The organism is Actinomyces sp. Marseille-P3109, from assembly GCF_900323545.1.
Lineage (GTDB): Bacteria > Actinomycetota > Actinomycetes > Actinomycetales > Actinomycetaceae > Actinomyces.
The window spans coordinates 2,825,296-2,847,942 of sequence record NZ_OOHN01000008.1; the positions used below are offsets into that span (position 1 = coordinate 2,825,296).

Genomic DNA, 22,647 nt, shown 5'->3' on the forward strand with positions numbered 1-22,647 from the left:
AGACACACACTCAGACAGGCATGCACATGGATCAGACCACCACCTCCACTCAGGTCGACGGCGGCTCGACCACCGGCTCGACCGGCACGGTGGACAACCTGGGCGCGGCGCGCCACACCCGGCGCCGGGCCTTCCTGGCCGTGGGGGCCGCCGCGGTCCTGGCCGCGGGGGCGGGCGCAGGCGCCTTCGCCTCCAAGTCGGGCCCCTTCGCCGCCAAGGCCAAGCCGACGACGTCGACCTTCAACGGCGCCACCGACACCATCACCAAGGGGGACCTTCAGGGCCAGACCTCCGTGACCGGGACCCTGCGCTACTCCGACTCACGCAAGTTCAAGTCGGGTTTCGAGGGCATCCTCATCCAGGTGCCCGAATCCGGAACCGTCCTGACCCAGGGCGACGTCCTCTACCGCACGGGCACCGAGATCGCCTACCTCATGCACGGCTCCCTGCCCGCCTGGCGCGCCTTCGAGGCCGGGATGGACAACGGCGAGGACATCCGCCAGCTCGAGACCCTCCTGCGCGACATGGGCTACTTCGACTACGAGCCCGACAACCACTTCAGCTGGGCCACCACCAGCGCCATCATGAAGTGGCAGAAGGCGGTCGGGCTGCCCCAGACCGGGACCATCCCGCTGGGGCGCATGGTCTTCACCCCCGGGGACCTGCGCGTGGGGACGGTCACCGCCCGGGTGGGAGACCGCATCGCCGCCGACACCGAGCTCTACGACGTCACCTCCACCACCCAGGTGGTCGACGCCAACATCAAGCTCTCCGACCAGAAGCTCGCCGTCGTCGGCACCGCCGTGACCATCAAGCTGCCCGACGCCAACACCACCACCGGCACCATCACCTCCGTGGGCACGCCCACCGAGAAGTCCTCCGGCTCCGGATCGGGGTCCGGTTCCGGCTCCGGCTCCAGTGACTCCAAGGAACGGGTCATCCCCATCACCGTCACCCTCACCGACGCCTCGGCGACCACCAACTTCCAGGAGGTCTCCGTCACCGTCGACCTGCCCAGCGAGAAGCGAGAGGGCGTCCTGTCGGTGCCGATCGGGGCCCTGCTGGCCCTGAGCCCCGACCAGTACGGCGTCGAGATCGTCGAGTCCGACGGCACCACCCGCAAGGTGCCGGTCACCGTCGGGCTGTTCGCCGGCGGGCGCGTGGAGGTCTCCGGCGAGGGCGTCTCCGAGGGACAGCGAGTGGTGGTGCCGCAGACATGAGCCGCATCCTGTCCCTGCGTGACGTGCAGCGAACCTACGGGGAGCCGCCCGTGGCCGCCTGCGCGGGCGTGAGCCTGGAGATCGACGACGGCGAGTTCGTCGCCATCGTCGGCCCCTCGGGCTCGGGCAAGTCCACGCTCCTCAACCTCATCGGCACCCTGGACCGGCCCAGCGCGGGCACCGTCGAGATCGACGGCGTCGACGTCGGCTCCCTGTCCGACGCCAAGCTCTCGGCCCTACGGGCCAGCCGCATCGGCTTCGTCTTCCAGCAGTTCCACCTGGCCGACGGCGTCAACGCGGTCGACAACGTCGCCGACGGCCTGCTCTACAGCGGGATCCCCCGCTCCGAGCGGCGCCGCCGAGCCCGAGCCGCCCTCGAGCGCGTCGGCCTGGCCCACCGGCTCGACCACCGCCCCCACCAGATGAGCGGCGGCGAGCGCCAGCGCGTGGCCATCGCCCGGGCCGTCGTCGGCGAGCCCCCGCTGCTGCTGGCCGACGAGCCCACCGGGAACCTCGACTCCACCTCCGGGGCCTCGATCGTCGAGCTCCTCCACGAGCTCCACTCTCAGGGCACCACGATCATCGTCATCACCCACGACAACGAGCTGGCCGCCCAGCTTCCCCGGCAGATCGCCATCCGTGACGGCCGCATCGTGGGGGACTCAAGCCAGAAGGAGATCGTCCATGACGACGTCTACGCTCCGGCGTGACCGGTCCGCGGCCGAGCAGGCCAACAGGCCCGACTCCCCGACCCGGCGGCTCCAGCGCTCGCGGCTGCGCCTGGCCGACGTGCTGCGCCTGGGAGGCACCGGCATCAGGGCCCGCCCCACCCGCGCCTTCCTGTCCGCCCTGGGGATCGCCATCGGCATCGCCGCCATGATCTCGGTGGTGGGCATCTCGGCCTCCAGCCGCGCTCAGCTCTCCGCCCAGCTCGACTCCCTGGGGACCAACCTGCTGACGGCCACCGCCGGCCAGGACCTCTTCGGCAACTCCTCCTCCCTGCCGCAGGACACCGTCGGCAAGGTCCGGCTCATCGACAACGTCCAGAGCGCCTCGAGCACCGGCCTGGTCAAGAACGCGCTGGTCTACCGCAGCCCGCTCATCGACAAGAACGCCTCCGGCGGCATCACCACCCTGGCCGCGGACAAGTCGCTGCTCGACGTCGTGGCCGGGCAGGTGGACAAGGGCACCTGGCTCAACGAGGCCACCAGCCAGTACCCGGCCACGGTCCTGGGGCAGACGGCGGCCCAGCGCCTGGGCGTCGTCACGCCGGGCACCAAGGTGTGGATCGGCGGCAGCTGGTTCACGGTGGTCGGCATCCTCAAGCCGGTGGTGCTGGCGCCCGAGCTCAACAACGCCGCCCTCATCGGTCAGGGCGTGGCCAGCAGCCTGCTAGGGCACGACGCCAAGCCGACGACGGTCTACACACGCAGCCAGGACGCCGCCGTCTCCACGGTGCGCAAGGTGCTCGCGCCGTCGATCTCGCCGCAGGCCCCCAACGAGGTCAAGGTCTCGCGCCCCTCGGATGCGCTGGAGGCCAAGAACGCGGCCGACAAGGCCTTCACCAGCCTGCTGCTGGGCGTGGGCTCGATCGCCCTGCTCGTCGGCGGCATCGGGGTCGCCAACACGATGATCATCTCGGTGCTCGAGCGCCGACGGGAGATCGGGCTGAGACGTTCTCTGGGGGCCATGCGCGGCCACATCCTGGTGCAGTTCATGACCGAGGCGCTCCTGCTGGCCTCCCTGGGCGGCGCCCTGGGCTGCGTCATCGGTGTCGGGGTGACGGCTGCGATGTCGGCCGCCAACGGCTGGCCCTTCTCCCTGCCGGTGATCGCCGTCGCCGGCGGGCTGGGAGTCACCATCGTCATCGGCGCCCTGGCCGGCGTGTACCCGGCCGTTCGAGCCTCCCGCACTCCTCCGACCGCTGCGCTCAACGCGCAGTAGAGGCGGCCGGGGAGAGGCGGATCAAGACGTCCCGGCGGGAGACGACTGGGCCCTCGTACCGACGGCGCCGGACTGCGGTGGCCGACGTCGCAGGAACATGGGAGAGGGGCCCAGATGGACCGGGACCGCACGAGGGCCCCGCACTGAGCAGTGCGGGGCCCTCGTTCCTGCGATCAGAAGACCGCGGTGCTTGGGGTCAAGCAGGCTCTCAGCCGGATCATTCCGTGCCGAGCTTGCCGTCGACGGCGTCGCGGGCGGAGTCGATCTTGTCGTCGTACTTGCCGCCGGTCGCCTTCTTGGCCGCGCCGGCTGCGGCGTCGAGCGCCTTATCGCTGATCGCCTCGGCCTTGTCGGAGTTGAGAGCGTCACCGGCCTTCTTCGCCAGGTCGTCAAGTCCCATGTGTGTCTCCTTCCGTCGGGTGGCCGGACGTCGGATGACGGCAGCCTCGCCTGAATAGTGCCAGGTTTATGCACGTACGTCACCCACGGGGCGTTCCGCGGGTCTTGCCCTCCCATCCCGTGCCTGTTCTCGCCGACGTCGACATTGTGCGCAGCCGGGGACGTTTCCTCTCAGCTGGGGGCGTTCGACGCCGTCGGGGGCGGGGAACCCGTCTCCGTACGCGTGGAAGGTCCCCGTCGGGAAGCTGTCAGTCCGTCACCACTGCCAGGTGGGGCGGGCGGGGGTGCCGGCGGCGTCGGCCAGGAGGACGGCCTCGCGCACGCGTCGGGTCAGGAGGGACAGGACGAGCCGGTAGGAGTCCTCGACCATGTCAGCGGCGTCGTCGGAGCGGTAGTCGGGGCTGGTGAGGTCGATGCTCGCCCAGTGCCGCTTGGACTGGTGGAAGCCCGGCTCCACCCAGCTGTAGGCCTCCCGTACGGCGACGACGTCCTCGGGATCGAGCTTGACGTTGGCCAGCAGCCGGCCGTCGGTGTGGGGGATGAGCAGCAGGAACAGGCGGGTCCCCACTGAGGCCACGGGGATGTCCCACTCGGGCTTGTCGCCCGCCCAGGCGCCGCGCAGGCCGGCCGCATGGGCCAGGAGGGCGTCGCGGCGGGCGGCCACGGTGGCGTCGTCGACGCGGGTGGGGCGGGCCTCGTCGGATTGAGGGGCGAGGCGGAGCGGATCGGTCATCGACGTCGAGCCTACGTTCTCCTCCCGGCCGGCATCGAGGACGCCTGTTGGGCGAGGCTCCCGGGACACTCACGGGGCGGTCAGTCCGGGACGACCTCCAGCAGCTCGCCGACCGAGCACTCCAGGGCCTCGCAGATGGCGCAGAGCGTGGAGTAGCGGATGGCCTTGGCGCGGTCGTTCTTGAGCACTGAGAGGTTGACGGTGGTGACCCCGACCTTCTCGGAGAGCTCCACGAGCGTCATCCCTCGGGCGGCCAGCAACTCGTCGAGGTGGCAGACGACGCGGCTCACACGAGTCCCTCGGTCTCTTCGCGCAGCACGGTGTTCTCCGCGGCCAGGGCGCTGGTGCGCTGGTAGAGGCGGTGCAGGGCGAGCAGCAGGTGCGTCGCGAGGATGAGGATGATGGTGCCCTTGAGGATCGGCAGGTCGATGCCGGTGGGGATTGTTCCGTCCAGTGTCAACGTATCCGAGGCGCCGCGGGTGAAGTGCTGGGAGGAGAACGTTGTGCCGATCATCAGCAGTGCCCAGGAGCTCAGCACCTGTCCCAGGAGGAGCCAGAACAGGTGCCCGCCCCGGGTGAAGAGCTGGTCGACGAATCCCGGTCGGCCCGGGCGGATCGCGGCGATGAACCGGACGAAGGCGACGGCGCAGGCTGCGATGAGGACGAGGTGGATGGCGATGAACAGGCCGATGAAGAACCGTGCGCTGCCGGACAGCCCGTGCACGGTCCCGTAGCTCACGGAGTAGCCGGTGATCATCTCCACCGTCGTGCGCCCGAAGGACAGGCGCTGGTCCAGCGCGGGGTCGCTGTCGGTGAACTCCAGGAGCAGCCCGCGGCCGTTGATGAGGTCCCACAGGTTCGATCCGAGCATGTAGAAGGGGGACAGGCACAGCAGGGACAGCAGGAATGAGGTGAAAGCGAGGCTGCCGGGGCCGACGCCGGCGTCCTGGCCAGGGGCGATGTCGTCAGCGGCATCGTCGTGGAGGAGGTGATCGACGGCGGCCTCGCCGCCATCGCTGGTGCATGAATCGGTGTTCGAGTCTGAGGAGGCTTCGGTGCTGGCAGCCATGGTGACACTCCATATCGACTATCGATGTATCGATAGTCGATATGGTGCGCCTGTGCATCGCGCGCTGTCAAATATCTCCTGGGGGTCGAGATCGACGTCGTCGGCTGGTGCCGACGACGTCTCGCCGAGGTGGCGCACACGGCCGGGGGCGTTCTGCGCGTAAGGGGGCGGTGGGTCGGTCAGTGGGCCGTTGCGACGATGGTGGACACGATGGTGTCGACCTCCTCCGCGCTGCCGGCCGTCACGGCGATGCGCGCGTAGGTGCCCGACGACGTCGGAACGGCAACGACCGCACCCGGCGTCTGAATGCCGTGGATCGACACGGTCGAGGTGTCGACTGCGGCCTCGCCGTAGGGGGCCTGCTTGGTGGAGTAGCCCGTCGGCGTCCCGCCCCGCTGTGTGATGAACTCATCCAGGTTCGCCTGGGACGGCGGCGTCGACGACGTCTCGGCCTCCTTGGCGACGGCGGCGCTGTTGAAGGAGCGGCTGCCCTGCGAGAACAGCCCGTAGAAGGCGTCGGTGCTGCTGATCCTCTCGGAGAGGGTCGAGGGGTCCGTGCCCTGGATCCGGGCGATCAGCGCCTTCTGGTCCTCGGTGAGGGCGTTGAGGTCCTGCCAGTCCTCGGGCACCGCGAAGGTGATGCCGACCGTGGGGGCGGTGATCGCCTGGTGGCCCGCCGGGACGGAGGGGGTGGCGCTCGCGCCGCCGGAGGCGCTGGGCTGTGAGGTTGTTTTGGAGCTGCTCGACGCCGTCGCCGCAACCGTGGCGGCGGAGGTGGTCGCCCCGGCCGACCCCGCAGACGAGGGATCGCCCTGGGAGCAAGCCGCCAGGATGAGGGCGGTGGCGAAAGCGGTGGTCACAGTGGAAGCGGTGCGCATCGGTGTCATGGTTTCTCCGGGGTGAGGGCGTTATCGTGACGTGACCTTACCTGCGTCGTCTCGCGGCGACGTTTCAAGGCGGTCGGTTGATGTGCCGGAAGTGAGCGGGGTCGTCGTCGTGCTCCGCCTTCGCCGCTCTCTGGCGTAGTCTACGTCACCGCCTGTCCAAGAAGTTGAGTGGAATAGACTCAACTCTGCGAAGGTTGAGGTGGCCAGAAGACGCAAGGCATGACCACTCTCAAAGGAGATCCGTATGGATACGAACTACACCACGAAGTCTCAGGAGGCGATCTCCGGGGCCATGCAGGCCGCCGCCGCGGCCGGCAATCCCCAGATCGAGCCGGCGCACCTGCTCGTTGAGCTCCTCTCCCAGCCCGACGGCGTCGCCGCGGGACTCCTTGCCGCCGTCTGCCCCGACGCCGCGGCCCGCCAGGCCGTCGGCGCCTCCGCGCGCCGCATCCTGACCCAGCTGCCCGCCTCCTCGGGCTCCTCGATGACCCAGCCCCAGCCCTCGCGCGCCCTGCTGGCCGCCTTGGAGGCCGCCTCCTCGGTCGCCAAGGAGCTGGACGACGAGTACATCTCCACCGAGCACCTGCTCATCGGCCTGGCCAAGGGCGACACCTCCGGCTCCACCCCCACCGTGGCCCGCATCCTGGCCGACGCCGGCGCCACCCCGGACGCCCTCATCGAGGCCCTGCCCCAGGTCCGCGGCTCCTCCCGCGTCACCTCCGCCAACCCCGAGGGCACCTACAAGACCCTGGAGAAGTACGGCACCGACCTCACCGAGGCCGCCCGTGAGGGGCGCCTCGACCCGGTCATCGGCCGCGACGCCGAGATCCGCCGCGTCGTGCAGGTCCTGTCCCGGCGCACCAAGAACAACCCGGTCCTCATCGGTGAGCCCGGCGTCGGCAAGACCGCCGTCGTCGAGGGCCTGGCCCAGCGCATCGTCGCCGGCGACGTGCCCGAGTCCCTGCGCGGCAAGCGGCTCATCGCCCTGGATCTGTCCGGGATGGTGGCGGGAGCCAAGTACCGTGGTGAGTTCGAGGAGCGCCTCAAGGCCGTCCTCAAGGAGATCAAGGACTCCGACGGCGAGGTCATCACCTTCATCGACGAGCTGCACACCGTCGTCGGGGCCGGCGGCGGCTCCGAGGGCGCCATGGACGCCGGCAACATGCTCAAGCCCATGCTGGCCCGCGGCGAGCTGCGCATGGTGGGTGCCACCACCCTGGACGAGTACCGCGAGAACATCGAGAAGGATCCTGCTCTGGAGCGCCGCTTCCAGCAGGTCTTCGTCGGTGAGCCCAGTGTCGAGGACACCGTCGCCATCCTGCGCGGTATCGCCCCCAAGTACGAGGCCCACCACCAGGTGACCATCTCCGACGGCGCCCTCGTGGCGGCCGCGACCCTCTCCGACCGTTACATCACCGGCCGCCAGCTGCCCGATAAGGCCATCGACCTGGTTGACGAGTCCGCCTCCCGGCTGCGCATGGAGCTCGACTCCAGCCCCGTCGAGATCGACGAGCTGCGCCGTCGTGTGGACCGTATGCGCATGGAGGAGGCCTACCTCGACGAGTCCATCGAGGACGTGGCCAAGGCCGACCCCGCCGACGTCGACCGCCTGGAGCGCCTGCGCGCCGAGCTGGCCGACGCCTCTGAGGAGCTGGCCTCGCTCAACGCCCGCTGGGAGGCCGAGAAGGCCGGCCACAACAAGGTCGGTGAGCTGCGCGCCGCCCTGGACGAGATGCGCACCCGCGCCGACCTGGCCGAGCGCGAGGGCAACTTCGAGGAGGCCGGTCGCCTGCGCTACGGCGACATGCCGGCCCTGGAGCGGCAGATCCGCGAGGCCGAGGCCGCCGACGCCGCCGAGGATGCCGCCGGCGAGCCGATGATCGCCGAGAAGGTCGGCGCCCCCGAGATCGCCGAGGTCGTGGGCTCCTGGACCGGCATCCCCGTGGGCAAGCTCCTCCAGGGCGAGACCGAGAAGCTCCTGACCATGGAGGAGGCCATCGGCGAGCGCCTCATCGGCCAGAAGGCCGCCGTGGGTACCGTGGCCGACGCGGTGCGCCGTTCACGGGCCGGGGTCTCCGACCCCGACCGTCCCACCGGCTCCTTCCTCTTCCTGGGCCCCACGGGCGTGGGCAAGACCGAGCTGGCCAAGGCCCTGGCCGAGTTCCTCTTCGATGACGAGCGCGCCATCGTGCGTATCGACATGTCCGAGTACTCCGAGAAGCACTCCGTGGCTCGCCTCGTGGGCGCCCCTCCCGGGTACGTCGGCTACGAGGAGGGCGGCCAGCTCACCGAGGCCGTGCGGCGTCGGCCCTACTCCGTGGTCCTGCTCGACGAGATCGAGAAGGCCCATCCCGAGGTCTTCGACATCCTTCTGCAGGTGCTCGATGACGGCCGCCTCACCGACGGCCAGGGTCGCACGGTCGACTTCCGCAACGTCATCCTGGTGCTCACCTCGAACCTGGGCAGCCAGTTCCTCATCGACCCGCTCACCAGTCCCGAGGAGAAGCGCAAAGAGGTCATGAGCGTGGTTCAGGCCTCCTTCAAACCGGAGTTCCTCAACCGCCTCGACGACATCATCGTCTTCGATGCGCTCGCCAGGGAGGAGCTGGGCGAGATCGTCGACATCCAGCTCGCACGCATCGCCGAGCGCCTGACGGACCGGCGCCTGAGCCTGCACGTGACCGACGCGGCCCGCAGCTGGCTGGCCGACGAGGGCTACGACCCCGCCTACGGGGCCCGGCCGCTGCGCCGCCTCGTCCAGCGCGAGATCGGCGACCGACTGGCCCGCATGCTGCTGGCCGGGGAGGTTCTCGACGGGCAGCAGGTCGTCGTCGACAAGGTCGACGGCAGCGACGGCCTGACACTGCGAGTCGAGGGCGAGGTGCGCCCGCCCTCCGCCGCCTCGGCGGCGTCGCCGGCCTGAGCCGGGACGACCGCCCGATTCGGCCCCGTCCGACGGGAGGGACGGTGAGGGGACGACGAGGGGGCGGGGCCACCTGCGCGGTGGCCCCGCCCCCTCGCGCTGCCGGCGGCGTCGTGCGCCTCAGCCGGGCTGGTTGTCCTGCGTGGGCCAGGCGTTGTAGACGCAGCCGCCGGCGATGTCGTGGCTCTGCTGCGCCATAAGAGGGGCCTTGAGACCGGCCCCGGCGCAGAACTCGTGCTCGTGGCCGAGGAAGTGGCCCACCTCGTGGTTGGTGACGTAGGTGCGGTAGGAGTCGACGTCTGGATGGGTGATGGCTCCCCAGTTCCAGCGGTCGGAGTTGATGACCACGTTGTTGGCGTTGCGGCAGCTCCACATGCCGGAGGTTTCCAGCGGCGCGCACAGGGCGTCCGCGGTGGGCGGTGTGGCGATGTTGAAGGTGAAGTCGGCGGCGGCGGGGTCGGCCACCGGCTCGAAGGACGTGTTCTGCGCGGTGGGCCAGCCGCGCTCGTCATTGAGGGTGCGCTCGACGATGGGGGCCGCCGCTGCGGCGTCGACGTGGGTGCCCCCCTCGACCTGGAGCGCGTATCGGTAGACGGTCCCGGCCGCGGGACGCGAGACGGGCACGGCCGGCGCGATCGTCCAGGTGCCGTCGCCGACGGCGTCGGAGTGCGCGAACCCCTCAGCGTCCAGGCGCGGGGCCGGAAGCGTCGAGGCCGACGGGGTGGGCGACGCCGACGGTGAGGTCGTGCCGCTCCCACTCGGTCCGGCGGATCGTGGGGCCGCCTCCGCCGGAGCGGGTGAGGGCGTTGTGGTCGTGTCGGTGCTCAGCGGCAGGGCGAAACCGGGGCGGAGTTCCCAGGCGCGCAGGCCGACGACGATCAGGACGATCGCCGCGAGGAGGGTGGTGCCGTAGAGGAGTCGGCTGCGGGTGCGGCGTCGCTGGCGCTCGCGCCGAGCGACGACGAGAGCCCGTCGACTGGCGGGGTCGGGCTCAATCGACGAACGTCGATGCGTGGAGTGCTGGCCGGCCGGGCTGCGGCGCGGGGAGCCGCCAGGAGCGGTCCGCCGTCCGGAAGCCGACGACGAGTCACGGCCGGCGCCCCGTCTGGGGCGGGAGGGGCGCCGCGGCGGCTGCGGGGTCGAGGGGCGCATACCTCCCATCGTAGGGTGCTCGAGCTCGGTTAACCTGCCGGGCGGTACCGAAGCGCGCACAAGGTCACATGTGACCTCCAGGCGCCGAAACCATCCTCCGAGGCGACTTTCGGTTGATTTCCAAGACAAAAGTCGTGCGCTGCCGGGTGCTGACTCAGACGATCTCGTAGCCGATCTCGGGTGCGAGTGCTGTCAGGAGGGCGTAGATCGTCGCGTCGGCCAGCGGCGCCGCATCCCGGGGCAGTGCTGGCAGGCTGTCCTGCGCCGGGGAGAACAGCACCGTCATGTCGTCCCCGGTCATCGTCGAGCGGGTGCGGCCCCCAGGTTCTCAACCCGCTCCATGGCAGAGGGTGAGGGCTGTACGCAGAGGCGATGCGGGCGAGCTCGGCGTGCTCGACCGTCACCAGGTCCTCCGGGCCTCGATAGTGGCCGGCGTCAGCCCCTCCCGCAGAGCCGGCACGAGCATCGCCAGCCCTGGGATCGGGCGGCCGTCGTGGAACTGCCAGGTGGGGAACCTCAGCGCCCTTCCCTCGGAGTAGGCGTAGAGGGTGCGCCCGGCTGCGCGGGTGATCGTCGTCGTCGCGCGGCCGAGCAGAGCGGTGACCTGGCGTGTACTCAGGGAACGAGCCAGGTCGCAGGCGGCCCGGACGGCCTCATGCTGGGCGGTGAGCTGTTCGGCATGGACGCGATCCGAGAGGATCCGCTCCACCTTGCGTGCCGTGGCCTTGCTTCGTCCGCGGGGAGTGGTCCGGGCCAGGAAGTCAGTGATGCTGGCTGTCAGCGGTCCGACGCCGTCTCGCGATGTGCGGGCTGTGGCCTCGCGCATCGCTTCCGCAAGCTCCTGGGCGCTGAGGTCCAGGTCATCGAGCAGTCCTGCAAGAACAGTCATGGCACAAGCACGACGCATCGAGTCTGCATGCATACATGATGCGTCTCGTTGATTCTGGGTGGGTGCCGATTCACGAAGCGAAGCATGAGATCCTCGCCGTCACGGCCCGGACCCCGATCGAACCGAGGGCACCCGGCTCGCTGCGAGTATCTCGGGTGGCGGGCGCGAACGGAGCGTCTCAGCATCTCGCGCGACGTGCACCCGGGCGGTCCCGATCCTCTACGTCACCAACAACTCCTCCCAGGCGACCCTGACCAGCTGCACGCTGACCACCACCGGCGGCCTGGACACCGCGGTCGAGGACCGCTGGGGGACGGCCGGATCCAACGGAGGCGTCCTCGCCCTGACCATGGACGCCACCACCTCCGACGGTGCTATCACGGCCGGATCAGCGTCCTCCTCCATCGCGGTGGTGACCGCCAACGGCGGGGCGGCCACCGGGCCGATCCGACGGCCTGGCCGCTGGCGGCGTCGCCGTCTCCTGAGGGGCGGTGACGGTCCCGCCCGATCGGCGTCGGCCCTCTCCGTGGTGGGGCCCGGGAGGCTCGTCTGTGGGAGAGGGGCGCCGCCGGTATTTGAACCGGAAACAAGATTGCCACAAGTGTTACGTAACTGTGATCCTGATGGACATGCCATGCGCTCCTGGGTGTCTTCATAAGAAGTTCTGGGTGACGAGTGGAAGAGAGGATGGGCGGAGATCCCAGCTGCCGCAACAGACCGCCCGGTCGGGGGCGTCTGTGCTGGTAGGAGCCGGTTAATTATGTGAAAACAGAGATCAAGTCGTCACTCACGTCACGAGCAGGGCACGTGGAGGTCACACTTGAGCGGATTATTCCGATGAGCGCCTTTCTGCCTTGCAATTCCCTTACTGGAAGGTGCCATGATTCGGCCATGAACACTGTCAGTACCCCGACTCCGCCCCCAGTTGCCCCGGCTAGGCGGCGTGGACCCGGGCGCCCCCGAGCGGGCAGTGAGGACAAGCGCGTGCGCATCCTCAACGAAGCCGTGGTTCTCTTCGGAGAGCACGGGTATGCCGGCACCTCCCTGGCCGACATCGCCAACGCAGCAGATATTTCCAAGGCCGGACTGCTGCACCACTTCTCCTCCAAGGACGAGCTCTTCGCCAAGGTGCTCGAGCGCCGTGACCAGGAGGACGCCCTGAGCATCCTCGTGGACTCCCCGGCCACCGAGGAGGACGTCGTCGAGGCCCCCGTTGACACCGTCGGCAACCTGGACACCCTGGGTGCCGCCGACCCCGCCGGGGAGTTCGAGGTCGATCCCTGGGCGCTGCTGGACCGCTACATCGAGCTGCTCGAGCGCAACGTCGCCCATCGGGACCTCACGGCGATCTACACCGCCACGGCGGTCTCGGTCCTCGACGCCGCGCACCCCGCGCACCGTTGGATGGCCGACCACCTCAACGGTGCCGTTGAGCGGTTCGAGTCCAGCTTCGAGGCCGGCAAGGCCGCCGGGCTCGTGGACCCGCAGATGCCCTCACGTCTCGTGGCGCGCAGCCTGGTCGCCCTCACCGACGGGCTCCAGCTCCAGTGGCTGTGCTCGACGACGCCCGAGACGGCCGCCTCGGAGTCCCTGGGCACCGACCTGGTGGCGGAGATCCGCCTCTACGCCGACTGCCTGCGCAGCCAGTGGGAGCTCCAGGAGACACCGGAGACCCCGCAGCGGCCCAAGGCCGCCTGAAGACCGGGCACCGGGCGGCTGAGACCGCCACCTGACCATCCTCAACGAATCCCTACCGTCCCATCCGGCTCGGGAACCCCGTGGTTCCCGGGCCGGTCCTACGTCTGGTGGCCGCGGCGCTGGCCGTGAGCGCGGCCGCCCGTCATTCCGGACGGCGCTCCACAACCCCGTCGGTGCTCGTCAGCGCTGCGCCCACAGCAGCAGGTGCGGGGTGATCGAGGCCAGGTCCGGGACCACGACGAGGCCGGGATCGGCCGGGAAGTGCTTCTGCGCCCCGATCTGCACGACGTGGATCCCGTTGCCCCTGGCCGAGGCCGCTCCGGTCGGGGAGTCCTCAACGACGACGCAGTCCTCGGGCCGCAGGTCGAGGCGCTCGACCGCCGTGGCGTAGGGCAGCGGGTCCGGCTTGGCCCCGACGCCGTCGTCACCGGTGACCAGGACCGCGAAGACGTCACCGAGTGCGGAGGCCACCTTCTCGACGATCTTGCGCGGCGAGGCCGAGACGATCGCCTGGGCCAGTCCCACCTCCGCCAGTGCCGAGGTGATCCGCAGGGCCCCGGGCAGCAGGGGCGGCGCGGCGGCCACGGAGGCCTCGACATCGTGTGCGATCGCCTCGAAGACCTCCTGCGTGGCCGGATCGTCCCAGGAGCTCGTGGCGCCGGTGGCGGCGATGAGCTCGCGGGCCTTGCGGATCGAGGCGCCGGTCATCTGGGCGACGAGCTCGGGGCGCGGGTCGCCGCCGAGGGACTGGCAGTGGTGGATGAAGGCCTCGTCCCAGAAGGGCTGGGAGTCCATGAGGGTGCCGTCCATGTCCCACAGGACGGCACGCACCGTGAAGTTGGGAGTGGGGGTTGTTGTCACGGGAACCAGCCTAACGGTTACGTGCGCCAGCGCACAGGCGGAGGTCTGCGGCGGCGCGCAGCGACCCAATCTCTTGCCGCTCAGGGTTATGCGCCGCGTCGTCGTCCTGGCAGACTTCCACCAAGCCGCCGGCCGGCGCACGTGCCGGATCCAGCCGGGCCGGGCGAGTGGCGGCGGATCCGAAGGGGCCGGGAGGAGACGGGGTGAACGACACCTACAGGACCACGATGGAAGACGTGGCCCGGGCCGCGGGCGTCTCGCGCACCACCGTGTCCTTCGTTCTCAACAACCGCGACGGCGCCCGTATCGCCCCGGAGACGCGCGAACGCGTTCACCAGGTGGCTGTCGAGCTCGGCTACCGACCACACGGCGGGGCACGCGCCCTGGCGTCACGACGCTCCTCCCTCATCGGACTGGTCTCTGAGATCGTCACCAGCCCTTTCGGCGCCGCGACGATCCGCGGGATCCAGGACACGGTGCGGCGCGCCGGCTACACTCTGTTCATCGTGCCGACCTCCACCGAGGCGGAGATGGACTCCGACGCCTTCGAGACCCTCCTGAAGTCCCGGGTCGAGGGCATCATCTACGCCACCGGGTGGAATTGCCGGGTCCGTATGCCCGTGCAGGCCCGCGAGATTCCCACCGTTCTGGTCCACTGCATCGACCCGGTCTCCGGCCTGCCCTGCGTGCGCCCCGACGAGGAGCAGATGGGACGCCTGGCCGCCCAGGCCCTCCTGGAGGGACACCACCGGGACATCGGCGTCATCGAGCTGGACCCGAACGACGGTGAGGCGGCGCCCGGCCGGCGCGCCGGCTGCGAGGCCTACCTGGAGCGGGCCGGCATCCCCTGGAGCACCGTGAGTTCCGCCATCGGCCACGGCACCACCAGGGGCGGGTACGCGGCCGCCGCCCGTCTCCTGACTGATCACCCGTGGCTCACCGGCCTGGTGTGCGGCAACGACCGCATGGCCATGGGTGCCTACGACGCCATCCGCGAGCGGGGCCTGCGGGTGCGCGAGGACGTGGCCGTCATCGGGATCGATGATCAGGAGCTCATCGCCGACCAGGTCCACCCGGCCCTGACGACAGTGGCCCTGCCCTTCGAGGAGATGGGGCAGGTGGCCGTCTCCCACCTGCTGGACCTCATGGCGGGCGAGGAGGTGCCCGCCGAGACACTCCTTCCCGGGCAGATCATCCGCCGCTCCTCGGCCTGACAGCGCGTCGCACCGCCTCACCTGCCTGGCACTGCCTGACGCAGCCGGCCCGGTCGCGAGGGGCGAAGGTAGCGCTCAGGCCTGCCGACGGCGCAGGCGCAGCACGTAGGCGCCGGTCGCGGTGGCGAGCGTGGCCAGGACGCCCAGCGTCACAGAGGCGCCGGTGCGGGCCAGCGGGAACCCGCCCGACGTGCCCTTGCCGGCGGCCGCCGCGGCTGGGCTCGCCGCCCCTGCGGCCTCCGCCTGACCGTGGCCAGCCGGCTTCTGCGCGGCCGGCCGGCCCGGCCCGGGGGAGTCGGGCTCTTCAGCGGCGCCACCGGCGTCCTCGGCCGATCCCAGGTGCCACAGGCTCAAGTTGTTCAGACGTGCGGTGCCGCCCTCGGCGTGGAGCGAGACGTTCGTGGCGCCCTCCTTGGGATAGACCGTCTCGGTGATGACAGGGGTGCCGTCGGCGGCGAAGACCTCCACGGAGTGGGCGTCGACGACGATGCGCAGGTGGACCTGCCCGTTGCTGTCCGGCGACAGCGGGGCGGTGGAGCGGTTGGGGAACTTCGGGGAGAAGTCGGTGACCCCGGAGCGCGTGCGGTCCACGACGAGCTGCTTGGTCGTGGAGTCGTACCCGATGAGGGTGTACTGCTCGCCGTTGTCGAGGACCTTGAGACCGGCGAGGCTGGACGTGCCCGGGCTCAGGTCGACGCTGATGTCCAGGGAGCTGCCCTGCGCCGCCTGGCCGAGCGAGGTGTCGCCCGCCGGGATGTCGCTGTCCTTCCGGGTGACCTCCTGGCCGGTGCGCAGGGACTCCAGGGCGGTGATCGGCTCGGCGGTCAGCCGCAGCTTGCCGTCCTTTCGGGTCAGACCCAGCTCGCGCACCGTTGACATGGCGGTGCGCCAGGTGGTGGTGGGCAGGTCGCGCGCGTAGGCCCAGTTGCTCATCCAGCCCACCTGGTAGCGCTTGCCGTCGGGGGTGTTGTTCCAGGTGACGGCCGCGTAGTAGTCCTTTCCGTAGTCCAGGCGCGGGACGACGTCGGCCCCTGAGAAGGCCTTCGTGTCGGACTGAATGATCTGGTCGACCATGAGGTGGCCCCAGTCCTCGGCGTTACCGTTGTGGTCCTCGATGACGAGCCGGGCCTTGCGGCCCTTGTAGGCCGAGACGTCCATGCTCGTCCAGTCCAGGGTCCCGGAGTTGTTGCCGGTGGCGGAGGCGACGACCTTGCCGTCGACGACGAGGTTGACTGAGGTGTTGTCCGCGATGGGGGAGGCCTTCGTGTCCGAGGCGCGCACCTCGTCCAGGAGGATATGGCCCCAGGGGCCGGTGGCCGTGTCGGTGACGACGATCTGGGCGGACTTGCCCTTGAGATCGCTGACGTCCCAGCTCTGCCAGTTGAGCTCCTCCAGGTTGCGGCCGGTGGCCGAGCGCACCACCTTGCCGTCGACGACGAGCTCGACGACGGTCGCTCCGGAGTCCTCGCCGGCGCCACCCTCGGGGCGCGGGTTGCTGCCGCCGCCCATGAGGAGGTTGAGGTAGGTGGAGTCGATGGTGAAGGTCGGGGAGGTGGCGGTGCCGGTGGTGGCGTCCGAGCCCTGCCCGTTGCCGGCGTCGAAGTAGGTGTTGAGCAGCCCGGCGCTGGAGTGGTTGACCAGCGGCTGTTGGCCCGGGGTGGCGCCCTGAGGGGGCGTGGCCCCGAAGGCGTTGCCCTCCATGGCCCAGCCGTCCCAGGAGCCGTCGAAGCCGGCCAGGAGCCTGCCACCGCCGTTGTCGCCGGTGGCCTGGGGGTTGTAGGGGTGCTTGCCTCCGGCGGTGCGCAGGTTGATGTAGGACGAGGAGACGGTGAACTCGTCCGAGGTCAGCGTGCCGGTGTCGGCGTCGCCACTGCCGAAGGAGTCCACGTAGGCCTTGCCCTGGTGACCGGGCAGGTCCCCGGTGGCTGGGCCGGAGCCGAAGGCGGCGCCGTCGGGCTTCCAACCGGTGTAGCCGTTCTCGAAGTCGGCCAGGGTGGTGCCCTCCTCGCCGGTGTAGTGGGGGATCTCCTCGGGTGTGAAGGTGGAGCCGTCCCAGCTGCCCACGAAGTACTGGGCGGAGTCGGCCACCGTGACCACGAGGACCCACTTGGTCTCATTGGAGCTGCCCTCGACCGGCAGCGGGAAGAAGTCCGGGCACTCCCACACCGCCGAGGTGATGCCCTCGCCCCCGAAGCTGGACTGCTCGGTCCAGTGGATGAGGTCGGGGGAGGAGTAGAAGGAGATGCGGTGCTCGGTGGCGTGGGAGACCACCATCGTCCAGCGCCCGGATGTCTCGTCCCAGAAGACCTTGGGGTCGCGGAACTCGTTGGAGCCGATGTCCAGGACCGGGTCGCCGTTGTTGTAGAGGTTCCAGGTGCGGCCCTTGTCCGTGGAGTAGGCCAGCGACTGCGACTGGTTGCCGCCGACGTCGGCGCGCGTCCACAGCGCCACCATGGCCGGGTTGTCCGGGCTGCCCAGACCGGAGGTGTTCTGGGTGTCGATGACCGCCGAGCCGGAGAACACCCCGTACTGGGAGGTGTGCGGGATCGCCACGCCCAGCTCCTCCCAGTGGACGAGGTCCTTGGAGACCGCGTGACCCCAGGACATGTTGCCCCAGTCCGAGCCCTCGGGGTTGTACTGGTAGAACATGTGGTACTCGCCGGCGTAGTAGACGAGCCCGTTGGGGTCGTTCATCCAGTTCTTCTGCGGGGTGTAGTGGCTCTGCGGGCGCCACTGCTCGCCGGCCTGGTCGGCGTTCGGGGCCGCTGGGGCGGCCGGGGCGACGGGGGCCAGTCGGGCCTGGTGGCCGGTTGCGGCTGCGGGCATGGAGACCAGCGTAGATCCGGCTGCGAGCAGGCAGAAAGCGGTCAGGGCGCTGAGTGGTCGGGTGATCCGACTCATGGCATGTCCTCCGGGAAACAGGATCGGCACAGATGTCGGTGTGGCCAGGGGTCTCTGTGCGTGGGCGAATCGAGAGTGAATCGTGGACGAATGCGGACGAATACGGAATGACGGTGGAACGGGTTTGAATGAGGCGGTGCGGGGCGGGAGGCCTGAACGCCCTCCGACTCTCCTTCGCTAACGCGCGTTATCTACAGGAGCAAACTACGCGGACGTCCGTCCTGGATCAAGCGCTCAGGGACGAGTCCCGAGGAACATCGGGGACTTCTCAGGGTGCTCCCCGATGGCGGGTGACGAGCCATCCCAGCCAGACTTGTTGTCATGACACAGCAGCAGCACCCCGGTCAGTTCAGCCAGTCCGCCCGCTCCGAGGGCGACGCCGGCTCCTCCTTCGGGCGGTCCGGTGAGTTCTCCCGCTTCCGTGGCTCCCTGCCCCGCCGCTCCCGCGAGCACCGCATCCTGGGCGGTGTCTGCGGAGGGCTGGCTGAGGCCTGGGGCATGCCCGTGACCGCGGTACGCGTCGGGGCGATCCTGGCCTGCCTCCTGCCCGGCCCGATGTGCCTGGTCTACGTCGCGGCCTGGTGCCTCATGCTGGACGAGCCGGCCCCCGCCCAGTCCTGACTCCAGTACTGACTGTTCCCAACCCGCCCGGGCCTGCCTGGGCCGGCCGGGGGTGGTTCGCCACGACCCCTCGGCGGCCTTGAACGCCGCGGCAACACGGCCCGTACCAGACTCACGACCACTGAAACCCGCGGGCGGCATCGGGCCGTCCGGGCTCATTGAAAGAAAGGTGATCACTGTTTCCTCACTGCTTGTCTCCTCTTGCCTCTTCGTCACTCGTTTTCTCCTGGCATGTGTCCGTCCCGGCCGTCACCGGTTCCAGGCGGTGCCTCGGGTACATGCGTGAGTGCAGAGCTGCGCCCACCTCGTCGCCCCCGGTTCCACGGGTGACGTGGTGGGCGCAGCGTGCTGCTGGATGGGCGCCGTCGACGCGCACAGGGACGGAGCTCCGGTCCCCGACGGCGCCGAATGCCCCCGACGGCGATGACGAGGACGAGTTGTGGACACGATGGAGCGGGCCGACTCGCTGGTCATCCTGAGGAGCGGTGGTCTCGCAGGAAGGCGCCGTCGATGGGAGGATCGAGTCGTGACCGACACCGTGAATGACACCGCGAGCACCTCTGCGACTGACTCCGCGACCGACTCTGCGACCGACTCCGCGACCGACATTGAGTTCCTCTCCGCCTACGATCAGGGCTTCGCCCGCGTCGCCGCCGTCACCCTGCCCGTGGTGCCGGTCGATCCGGCCGCCAATGCCGCCGCCATCATCGAGCAGGCCCGGTCCCTGACCGACGACGGTGTCTGCCTGGCCGCCTTCCCCGAGCTGTGCCTGACCGGCTACGCCATCGACGACCTCCTGCTGTCCGACGTCCTGCTGTCCGACGTCCTCGCTGCCATCGAGACCCTGCGCGCCGCCAGCGCCGGTCTCCTGCCCGCCCTCGTCGTCGGTGCGCCCCTGCGCCTGGGCGACCGCCTCTACAACTGCGCCCTGGTCATCCAGGGCGGGCGGGTGCGCGGCGTCGCCCCCAAGTCCTACCTGCCCACCTACCGGGAGTTCTACGAGAAGCGGCACTTCGCCCCCGGCGACGCCCTGCCCGCCGGGGTGGAGACCATCGAGCTGCCCGGCGTGCACGGTGGCTCCGACGACGCCGAGCCGGTCGCCCGGGTCCCCTTCGGTGCGAACCTCCTGTTCGAGGTCGATGACGTCCCCGGCCTGACCTTCCACGTCGAGGTCTGCGAGGACATGTGGGTACCCGTCCCGCCGTCGTCGCTGGCGGCCCTGGCCGGGGCGACGGTCCTGGTCAACATCTCCGGCTCGCCCATCACCGTGGGGCGGGCCGAGGACCGCGAGCTGCTGGCCCGCTCGTCGTCGGCCCGGGGCCTGGCCGCCTACGTCTACGCCGCCGCCGGGCAGGGCGAGTCCTCCACGGACCTGGCCTGGGACGGCCAGACCCTCGTCTACGAGAACGGCGAGCTGCTCGGCTCCACCGAGCGCTTCCCGGACGGGCCGCGCGCCACCGTCGTCGACGTCGACGTCGAGGGGCTGCGTGCCGAGCGCCTGCGCCAGGGGACCTTCGCCGACAACGCCCGCACCCTGTCCCTTGCGGCCCCGGGCGGCACGGCCCCGGCCGGCACCTTCACCGACCCGGCGGCCTTCCGGCGAGTCAGCATCGGTGGCGCCGACCTGGCGGCCCCGCGCACCGATATCGGGCTGCGCCGCCGCGTGGACCGCTTCCCGTTCGTGCCCGATGACCCGGCCCGCCTCGCCCAGGACTGCTACGAGGCCTACAACATCCAGGTGGCCGCCCTCGCCCAGCGCCTCGGGGCCATCGGCAACCCCAAGATCGTCATCGGAGTCAGCGGCGGCCTGGACTCCACCCACGCCCTCATCGTCGCCGCCCGCGCCATGGACCGTCTGGGCCGGCCCCGCTCCGACATCCACGCCATCACCATGCCCGGCTTCGCCACGAGTGCCGGCACCCGCCGCAACGCCGAGGACCTCGCCGTCGGCCTGGGCTGCACCTTCGAGGAGCTCGACATCCGGGCCACCGCCACCCAGATGCTCACCGAGATGGGCCACCCCTACGGCGAGTACGCCCGCACCGGCGTTCTGCCCGACGGTGCGGGCGAGACCGACCTCTACGACGTCACCTTCGAGAACGTCCAGGCGGGCCTGCGCACCGACTTCCTCTTCCGCATCGCCAACCACCGCGGCGGCATCGTCCTGGGCACCGGCGACCTGTCCGAGCTCGCTCTGGGGTGGTGCACCTTCGGCGTGGGTGACCAGATGGCCCACTACGGCGTCAACGCCGGCATCCCCAAGACCCTCATCCAGCACCTCATCCGCTGGGTGGTCGCCGAGGAGCTGTTCGACGACGCCGTCGGGCGCACCCTGCTGTCCATCCTGGACACCGAGATCAGCCCCGAGCTGGTTCCGGCCGGGGCCGGTGGGGCCATCCAGTCCACCCAGGCCAAGATCGGCCCCTACGCCCTGCAGGACTTCACCCTGTGGCACGTGCTGCGCCGCGGATCGCGCCCCAGCCGTATCGCCTTCCTGGCGCACAAGGCGTGGTCGGACGCGGACGGGGGCGACTGGCCCGAGGGGCTGCCGCAGGCGGAGAGGGTCGCCTACCAGCTCCCCGAGATCCGCCACTGGCTCGAGCTGTTCCACCGGCGCTTCTTCACCAGCCAGTTCAAGCGCTCCACCCTGCCCAATGGGCCCAAGGTGGTGGCCGGAGGCTCGCTGTCGCCCCGCGGGGACTGGCGTATGCCCTCCGACGTCTCAGCGACGGCCTGGCTGGCCGAGCTCGAGCGCAACGTGCCCGGTAGCGCCCCCACCGACGAGAATCGGGACCATCGTCCCGCAGTGTGATGTAGAACATAACTAACCGGTTCTGGCATTCTCTGTTCGAGGTTGGTGTATTTAAAATGCGTATTCACGCCAGATTCTCGAGGTGTTCACGCGCTAACGCGTGTTAGCAGCATTGGTTTTGTGGGTTTCTGTGTGAAACTGGTGGGCGCCTGAGTGGTGGTCATCACGCTAATCGTCCCTATCGTCGCCATGTCACACATGTCGCTGTTGCCCAGGCCTCACAAACCCTTGGCGGCAGCCCGGATGGAAAAGGTTCCCGCCCATGGCTTCCCTGGTCATAGCCGCTCACGGACACCTGGCTGAAGGCCTTGTCGCCTCCTCCGCGATGATCGTCGGCCCCAGTGACGACGTCGTCGCCGTCACCTTCGACCCCTCCGAGGGGCCCGACGACCTGCTGGCGAAGTACGCTGCCGCGGTCGAGGCGTCTCCCAGCCAGGAGCACCTCATCCTCGTCGACCTCTTCGGCGGCAGCCCCTACAACGCCGCGGCCCGTTTCGCGGCGGGGCGCGATGACGCCGACGTCGTCACCGGCGTCAACCTGCCCATGGTCATCGAGGTCCTGTCCCGTCGTCTCGCCGGCGCCGGGCTCGCCGAGCTCGTTGAGGCCGCCCGGACGTCCGCCACTGACGGCGTCAAGGTCCTCTCCGAGGTCTTCACCCCTGCACCCACCACTTCTGACGATGAAGGAGACGAGCTCTGATGGATGTCAAGCTCCTGCGTATCGATTCCCGCCTGGTTCACGGACAGGTCGCCAACAACTGGGCCGGGTCCCTTGGAGCCGAGGCCATCCTCGCCGTCTCCGACGGCGCCGCCAACGACGAGCTGCGCAAGACCCTCATGCTGCAGACCGGAGGCGGCAAGGTGAAGGTCCACGTGCTGGGCGTCGAGAAGGCCGCCCGCGTCTACAAGAACCCCAAGTACGAGAACCTCAAGGCCGTCATCGTCGTCGAGACCCCGGCCGACATCGTCCGACTCCTGGACCTGGGCATCAAGGTCGACGACGTCAACGTCGGCGGCATGACCTTCAAGCAGGGCACCAGCCAGGTCTCCCAGGCCGTCTACGCCAGCCCCGAGGACGTCGAGGCCTTCAAGGAGATCGACTCGCGCGGCATCAAGCAGTACATCCAGCAGGTGCCCTCCACCGCGAGCTCCGACCTCATGGGGGCCCTCAAGGACAAGGGCCTGCTCTGAGGCCCAGGGACCTCCGAGGTCTCTGACGCCGCGAGCCGCCCCTTCCCCTTCCCTCCCCGCACCTCCCTCAGACACTCCCATCCCGTGCCTCTCGGCTACGGGAGCAGGATGGGTGTCCTGTCAACCCTCACGT

20 protein-coding genes are annotated in these 22,647 nt (G+C 69.9%); 10 read left to right on the forward strand and 10 right to left on the reverse strand.

Annotated elements, in window-relative coordinates:
• The first annotated feature begins 26 nt into the window (after window positions 1-26).
• From BQ8008_RS12155 to BQ8008_RS12165, 3 genes are read left to right on the forward strand one after another with little or no spacing between them, the layout of a single operon-like run.
• Window positions 27-1,220: a peptidoglycan-binding protein gene (locus BQ8008_RS12155; protein WP_108834213.1), complete on the forward strand. Its 1,194-nt coding sequence runs from the start codon at window positions 27-29 to the stop codon at window positions 1,218-1,220.
• Window positions 1,217-1,930, forward strand: a complete 714-nt coding sequence (locus BQ8008_RS12160) for an ABC transporter ATP-binding protein (protein ID WP_108834214.1) — start codon at window positions 1,217-1,219, stop codon at window positions 1,928-1,930. The genes BQ8008_RS12155 and BQ8008_RS12160 overlap by 4 nt, the downstream gene beginning before the upstream one ends.
• Window positions 1,905-3,164: an ABC transporter permease gene (locus BQ8008_RS12165; protein WP_108834215.1), complete on the forward strand. Its 1,260-nt coding sequence runs from the start codon at window positions 1,905-1,907 to the stop codon at window positions 3,162-3,164. The genes BQ8008_RS12160 and BQ8008_RS12165 overlap by 26 nt, the downstream gene beginning before the upstream one ends.
• A 217-nt stretch (window positions 3,165-3,381) precedes the next feature.
• Here BQ8008_RS12165 and BQ8008_RS12170 read toward each other — a convergent pair whose 3' ends face one another.
• The 5 genes from BQ8008_RS12170 to BQ8008_RS12190 form a co-directional block, all read right to left on the reverse strand.
• The gene (locus BQ8008_RS12170; RefSeq protein WP_108834216.1) at window positions 3,382-3,564 is read right to left on the reverse strand and encodes an Rv0909 family putative TA system antitoxin; all 183 of its coding nucleotides are present in this window, start codon (window positions 3,562-3,564) and stop codon (window positions 3,382-3,384) included.
• Between the two features lie 255 nt (window positions 3,565-3,819).
• Window positions 3,820-4,296 carry an MmcQ/YjbR family DNA-binding protein gene (locus BQ8008_RS12175; RefSeq protein ID WP_108834217.1) on the reverse strand — a complete coding sequence of 159 codons (477 nt, stop codon included), beginning with the start codon at window positions 4,294-4,296 and terminating at the stop codon, window positions 3,820-3,822.
• Between the two features lie 80 nt (window positions 4,297-4,376).
• Window positions 4,377-4,586, reverse strand: a complete 210-nt coding sequence (locus BQ8008_RS12180) for a helix-turn-helix domain-containing protein (RefSeq protein ID WP_108834218.1) — start codon at window positions 4,584-4,586, stop codon at window positions 4,377-4,379.
• On the reverse strand, window positions 4,583-5,365 hold the full coding sequence (locus tag BQ8008_RS12185; RefSeq protein ID WP_108834219.1) for a hypothetical protein: 783 nt from the start codon (window positions 5,363-5,365) through the stop codon (window positions 4,583-4,585). The genes BQ8008_RS12180 and BQ8008_RS12185 overlap by 4 nt, the downstream gene beginning before the upstream one ends.
• A gap of 179 nt (window positions 5,366-5,544) precedes the next feature.
• On the reverse strand, window positions 5,545-6,243 hold the full coding sequence (locus BQ8008_RS12190; RefSeq protein ID WP_234415394.1) for a hypothetical protein: 699 nt from the start codon (window positions 6,241-6,243) through the stop codon (window positions 5,545-5,547).
• A gap of 253 nt (window positions 6,244-6,496) precedes the next feature.
• Here BQ8008_RS12190 and clpB point away from each other — a divergent pair, with 253 nt between their 5' ends.
• The gene (gene clpB, locus BQ8008_RS12195) at window positions 6,497-9,175 is read left to right on the forward strand and encodes an ATP-dependent chaperone ClpB (protein WP_108834221.1); all 2,679 of its coding nucleotides are present in this window, start codon (window positions 6,497-6,499) and stop codon (window positions 9,173-9,175) included.
• Between the two features lie 120 nt (window positions 9,176-9,295).
• On the opposite strand, the gene BQ8008_RS12200 is transcribed toward clpB, so the two are convergent.
• The 3 genes from BQ8008_RS12200 to BQ8008_RS12210 all read right to left on the reverse strand — a co-directional run bounded on the left by BQ8008_RS12200 (window position 9,296) and on the right by BQ8008_RS12210 (window position 11,216).
• A complete protein-coding gene (locus BQ8008_RS12200) occupies window positions 9,296-10,327 on the reverse strand; it encodes a DUF3152 domain-containing protein (protein ID WP_108834222.1) in 1,032 nt (343 codons plus the stop codon).
• Window positions 10,328-10,481: 154 nt separating this feature from the next.
• Window positions 10,482-10,628, reverse strand: coding sequence for a hypothetical protein (locus BQ8008_RS13855; RefSeq protein WP_234415395.1), 147 nt, complete (start codon window positions 10,626-10,628; stop codon window positions 10,482-10,484).
• 99 nt (window positions 10,629-10,727) lie between these two features.
• Window positions 10,728-11,216 (reverse strand): hypothetical protein, encoded by a 489-nt coding sequence (locus BQ8008_RS12210; protein WP_234415396.1) that lies wholly within the window; start codon window positions 11,214-11,216, stop codon window positions 10,728-10,730.
• A 1,005-nt stretch (window positions 11,217-12,221) separates the two neighbouring features.
• Between BQ8008_RS12210 and BQ8008_RS12220 the strand changes: the two genes are divergently transcribed.
• Window positions 12,222-12,914 (forward strand): TetR/AcrR family transcriptional regulator, encoded by a 693-nt coding sequence (locus tag BQ8008_RS12220; protein ID WP_108834967.1) that lies wholly within the window; start codon window positions 12,222-12,224, stop codon window positions 12,912-12,914.
• A 180-nt stretch (window positions 12,915-13,094) separates the two neighbouring features.
• Here BQ8008_RS12220 and BQ8008_RS12225 read toward each other — a convergent pair whose 3' ends face one another.
• Window positions 13,095-13,775 carry an HAD family hydrolase gene (locus BQ8008_RS12225; RefSeq protein ID WP_108834223.1) on the reverse strand — a complete coding sequence of 227 codons (681 nt, stop codon included), beginning with the start codon at window positions 13,773-13,775 and terminating at the stop codon, window positions 13,095-13,097.
• Window positions 13,776-13,978: 203 nt separating this feature from the next.
• On the opposite strand from BQ8008_RS12225, the gene BQ8008_RS12230 reads away from it, so the two are divergent.
• Window positions 13,979-14,989, forward strand: a complete 1,011-nt coding sequence (locus tag BQ8008_RS12230) for a LacI family DNA-binding transcriptional regulator (protein WP_108834224.1) — start codon at window positions 13,979-13,981, stop codon at window positions 14,987-14,989.
• Window positions 14,990-15,064: 75 nt separating this feature from the next.
• Here the strand turns inward: BQ8008_RS12230 and BQ8008_RS12235 are convergent, their stop codons facing one another.
• Window positions 15,065-17,890 (reverse strand): GH32 C-terminal domain-containing protein, encoded by a 2,826-nt coding sequence (locus tag BQ8008_RS12235; protein WP_199907997.1) that lies wholly within the window; start codon window positions 17,888-17,890, stop codon window positions 15,065-15,067.
• A gap of 321 nt (window positions 17,891-18,211) precedes the next feature.
• On the opposite strand from BQ8008_RS12235, the gene BQ8008_RS12240 reads away from it, so the two are divergent.
• From BQ8008_RS12240 to BQ8008_RS12255, 4 genes are all read left to right on the forward strand, one after another.
• Window positions 18,212-18,511, forward strand: a complete 300-nt coding sequence (locus BQ8008_RS12240) for a PspC domain-containing protein (RefSeq protein WP_108834225.1) — start codon at window positions 18,212-18,214, stop codon at window positions 18,509-18,511.
• Between the two features lie 607 nt (window positions 18,512-19,118).
• Complete coding sequence (locus tag BQ8008_RS12245; RefSeq protein ID WP_108834969.1) at window positions 19,119-21,323, forward strand: NAD(+) synthase; 2,205 nt, start codon at window positions 19,119-19,121, stop codon at window positions 21,321-21,323.
• A 262-nt stretch (window positions 21,324-21,585) separates the two neighbouring features.
• Window positions 21,586-22,023 carry a PTS sugar transporter subunit IIA gene (locus BQ8008_RS12250; protein WP_108834226.1) on the forward strand — a complete coding sequence of 146 codons (438 nt, stop codon included), beginning with the start codon at window positions 21,586-21,588 and terminating at the stop codon, window positions 22,021-22,023.
• The gene (locus tag BQ8008_RS12255) at window positions 22,023-22,514 is read left to right on the forward strand and encodes a PTS system mannose/fructose/N-acetylgalactosamine-transporter subunit IIB (protein ID WP_108834227.1); all 492 of its coding nucleotides are present in this window, start codon (window positions 22,023-22,025) and stop codon (window positions 22,512-22,514) included. Before BQ8008_RS12250 ends, BQ8008_RS12255 begins: the two co-directional genes overlap by 1 nt.
• The last annotated feature ends 133 nt before the right edge of the window (window positions 22,515-22,647 follow it).

Excerpts from the sequence above, each read along its gene's own strand:
- BQ8008_RS12155 (WP_108834213.1), top strand. The coding sequence starts at position 27 with ATGGATCAGACCACCACCTCCACTCAGGTCGACGGCGGCTCGACCACC.
- BQ8008_RS12160 (WP_108834214.1), top strand. The coding sequence starts at position 1,217 with ATGAGCCGCATCCTGTCCCTGCGTGACGTGCAGCGAACCTACGGGGAG.
- BQ8008_RS12165 (WP_108834215.1), top strand. The coding sequence starts at position 1,905 with ATGACGACGTCTACGCTCCGGCGTGACCGGTCCGCGGCCGAGCAGGCC.
- BQ8008_RS12170 (WP_108834216.1), bottom strand. The coding sequence starts at position 3,564 with ATGGGACTTGACGACCTGGCGAAGAAGGCCGGTGACGCTCTCAACTCC.
- BQ8008_RS12175 (WP_108834217.1), bottom strand. The coding sequence starts at position 4,296 with ATGACCGATCCGCTCCGCCTCGCCCCTCAATCCGACGAGGCCCGCCCC.
- BQ8008_RS12185 (WP_108834219.1), bottom strand. The coding sequence starts at position 5,365 with ATGGCTGCCAGCACCGAAGCCTCCTCAGACTCGAACACCGATTCATGC.
- BQ8008_RS12190 (WP_234415394.1), bottom strand. The coding sequence starts at position 6,243 with ATGCGCACCGCTTCCACTGTGACCACCGCTTTCGCCACCGCCCTCATC.
- clpB (WP_108834221.1), top strand. The coding sequence starts at position 6,497 with ATGGATACGAACTACACCACGAAGTCTCAGGAGGCGATCTCCGGGGCC.
- BQ8008_RS12200 (WP_108834222.1), bottom strand. The coding sequence starts at position 10,327 with ATGCGCCCCTCGACCCCGCAGCCGCCGCGGCGCCCCTCCCGCCCCAGA.
- BQ8008_RS13855 (WP_234415395.1), bottom strand. The coding sequence starts at position 10,628 with ATGACCGGGGACGACATGACGGTGCTGTTCTCCCCGGCGCAGGACAGC.
- BQ8008_RS12210 (WP_234415396.1), bottom strand. The coding sequence starts at position 11,216 with ATGACTGTTCTTGCAGGACTGCTCGATGACCTGGACCTCAGCGCCCAG.
- BQ8008_RS12235 (WP_199907997.1), bottom strand. The coding sequence starts at position 17,890 with ATGAGTCGGATCACCCGACCACTCAGCGCCCTGACCGCTTTCTGCCTG.
- BQ8008_RS12240 (WP_108834225.1), top strand. The coding sequence starts at position 18,212 with ATGACACAGCAGCAGCACCCCGGTCAGTTCAGCCAGTCCGCCCGCTCC.
- BQ8008_RS12250 (WP_108834226.1), top strand. The coding sequence starts at position 21,586 with ATGGCTTCCCTGGTCATAGCCGCTCACGGACACCTGGCTGAAGGCCTT.
- BQ8008_RS12255 (WP_108834227.1), top strand. The coding sequence starts at position 22,023 with ATGGATGTCAAGCTCCTGCGTATCGATTCCCGCCTGGTTCACGGACAG.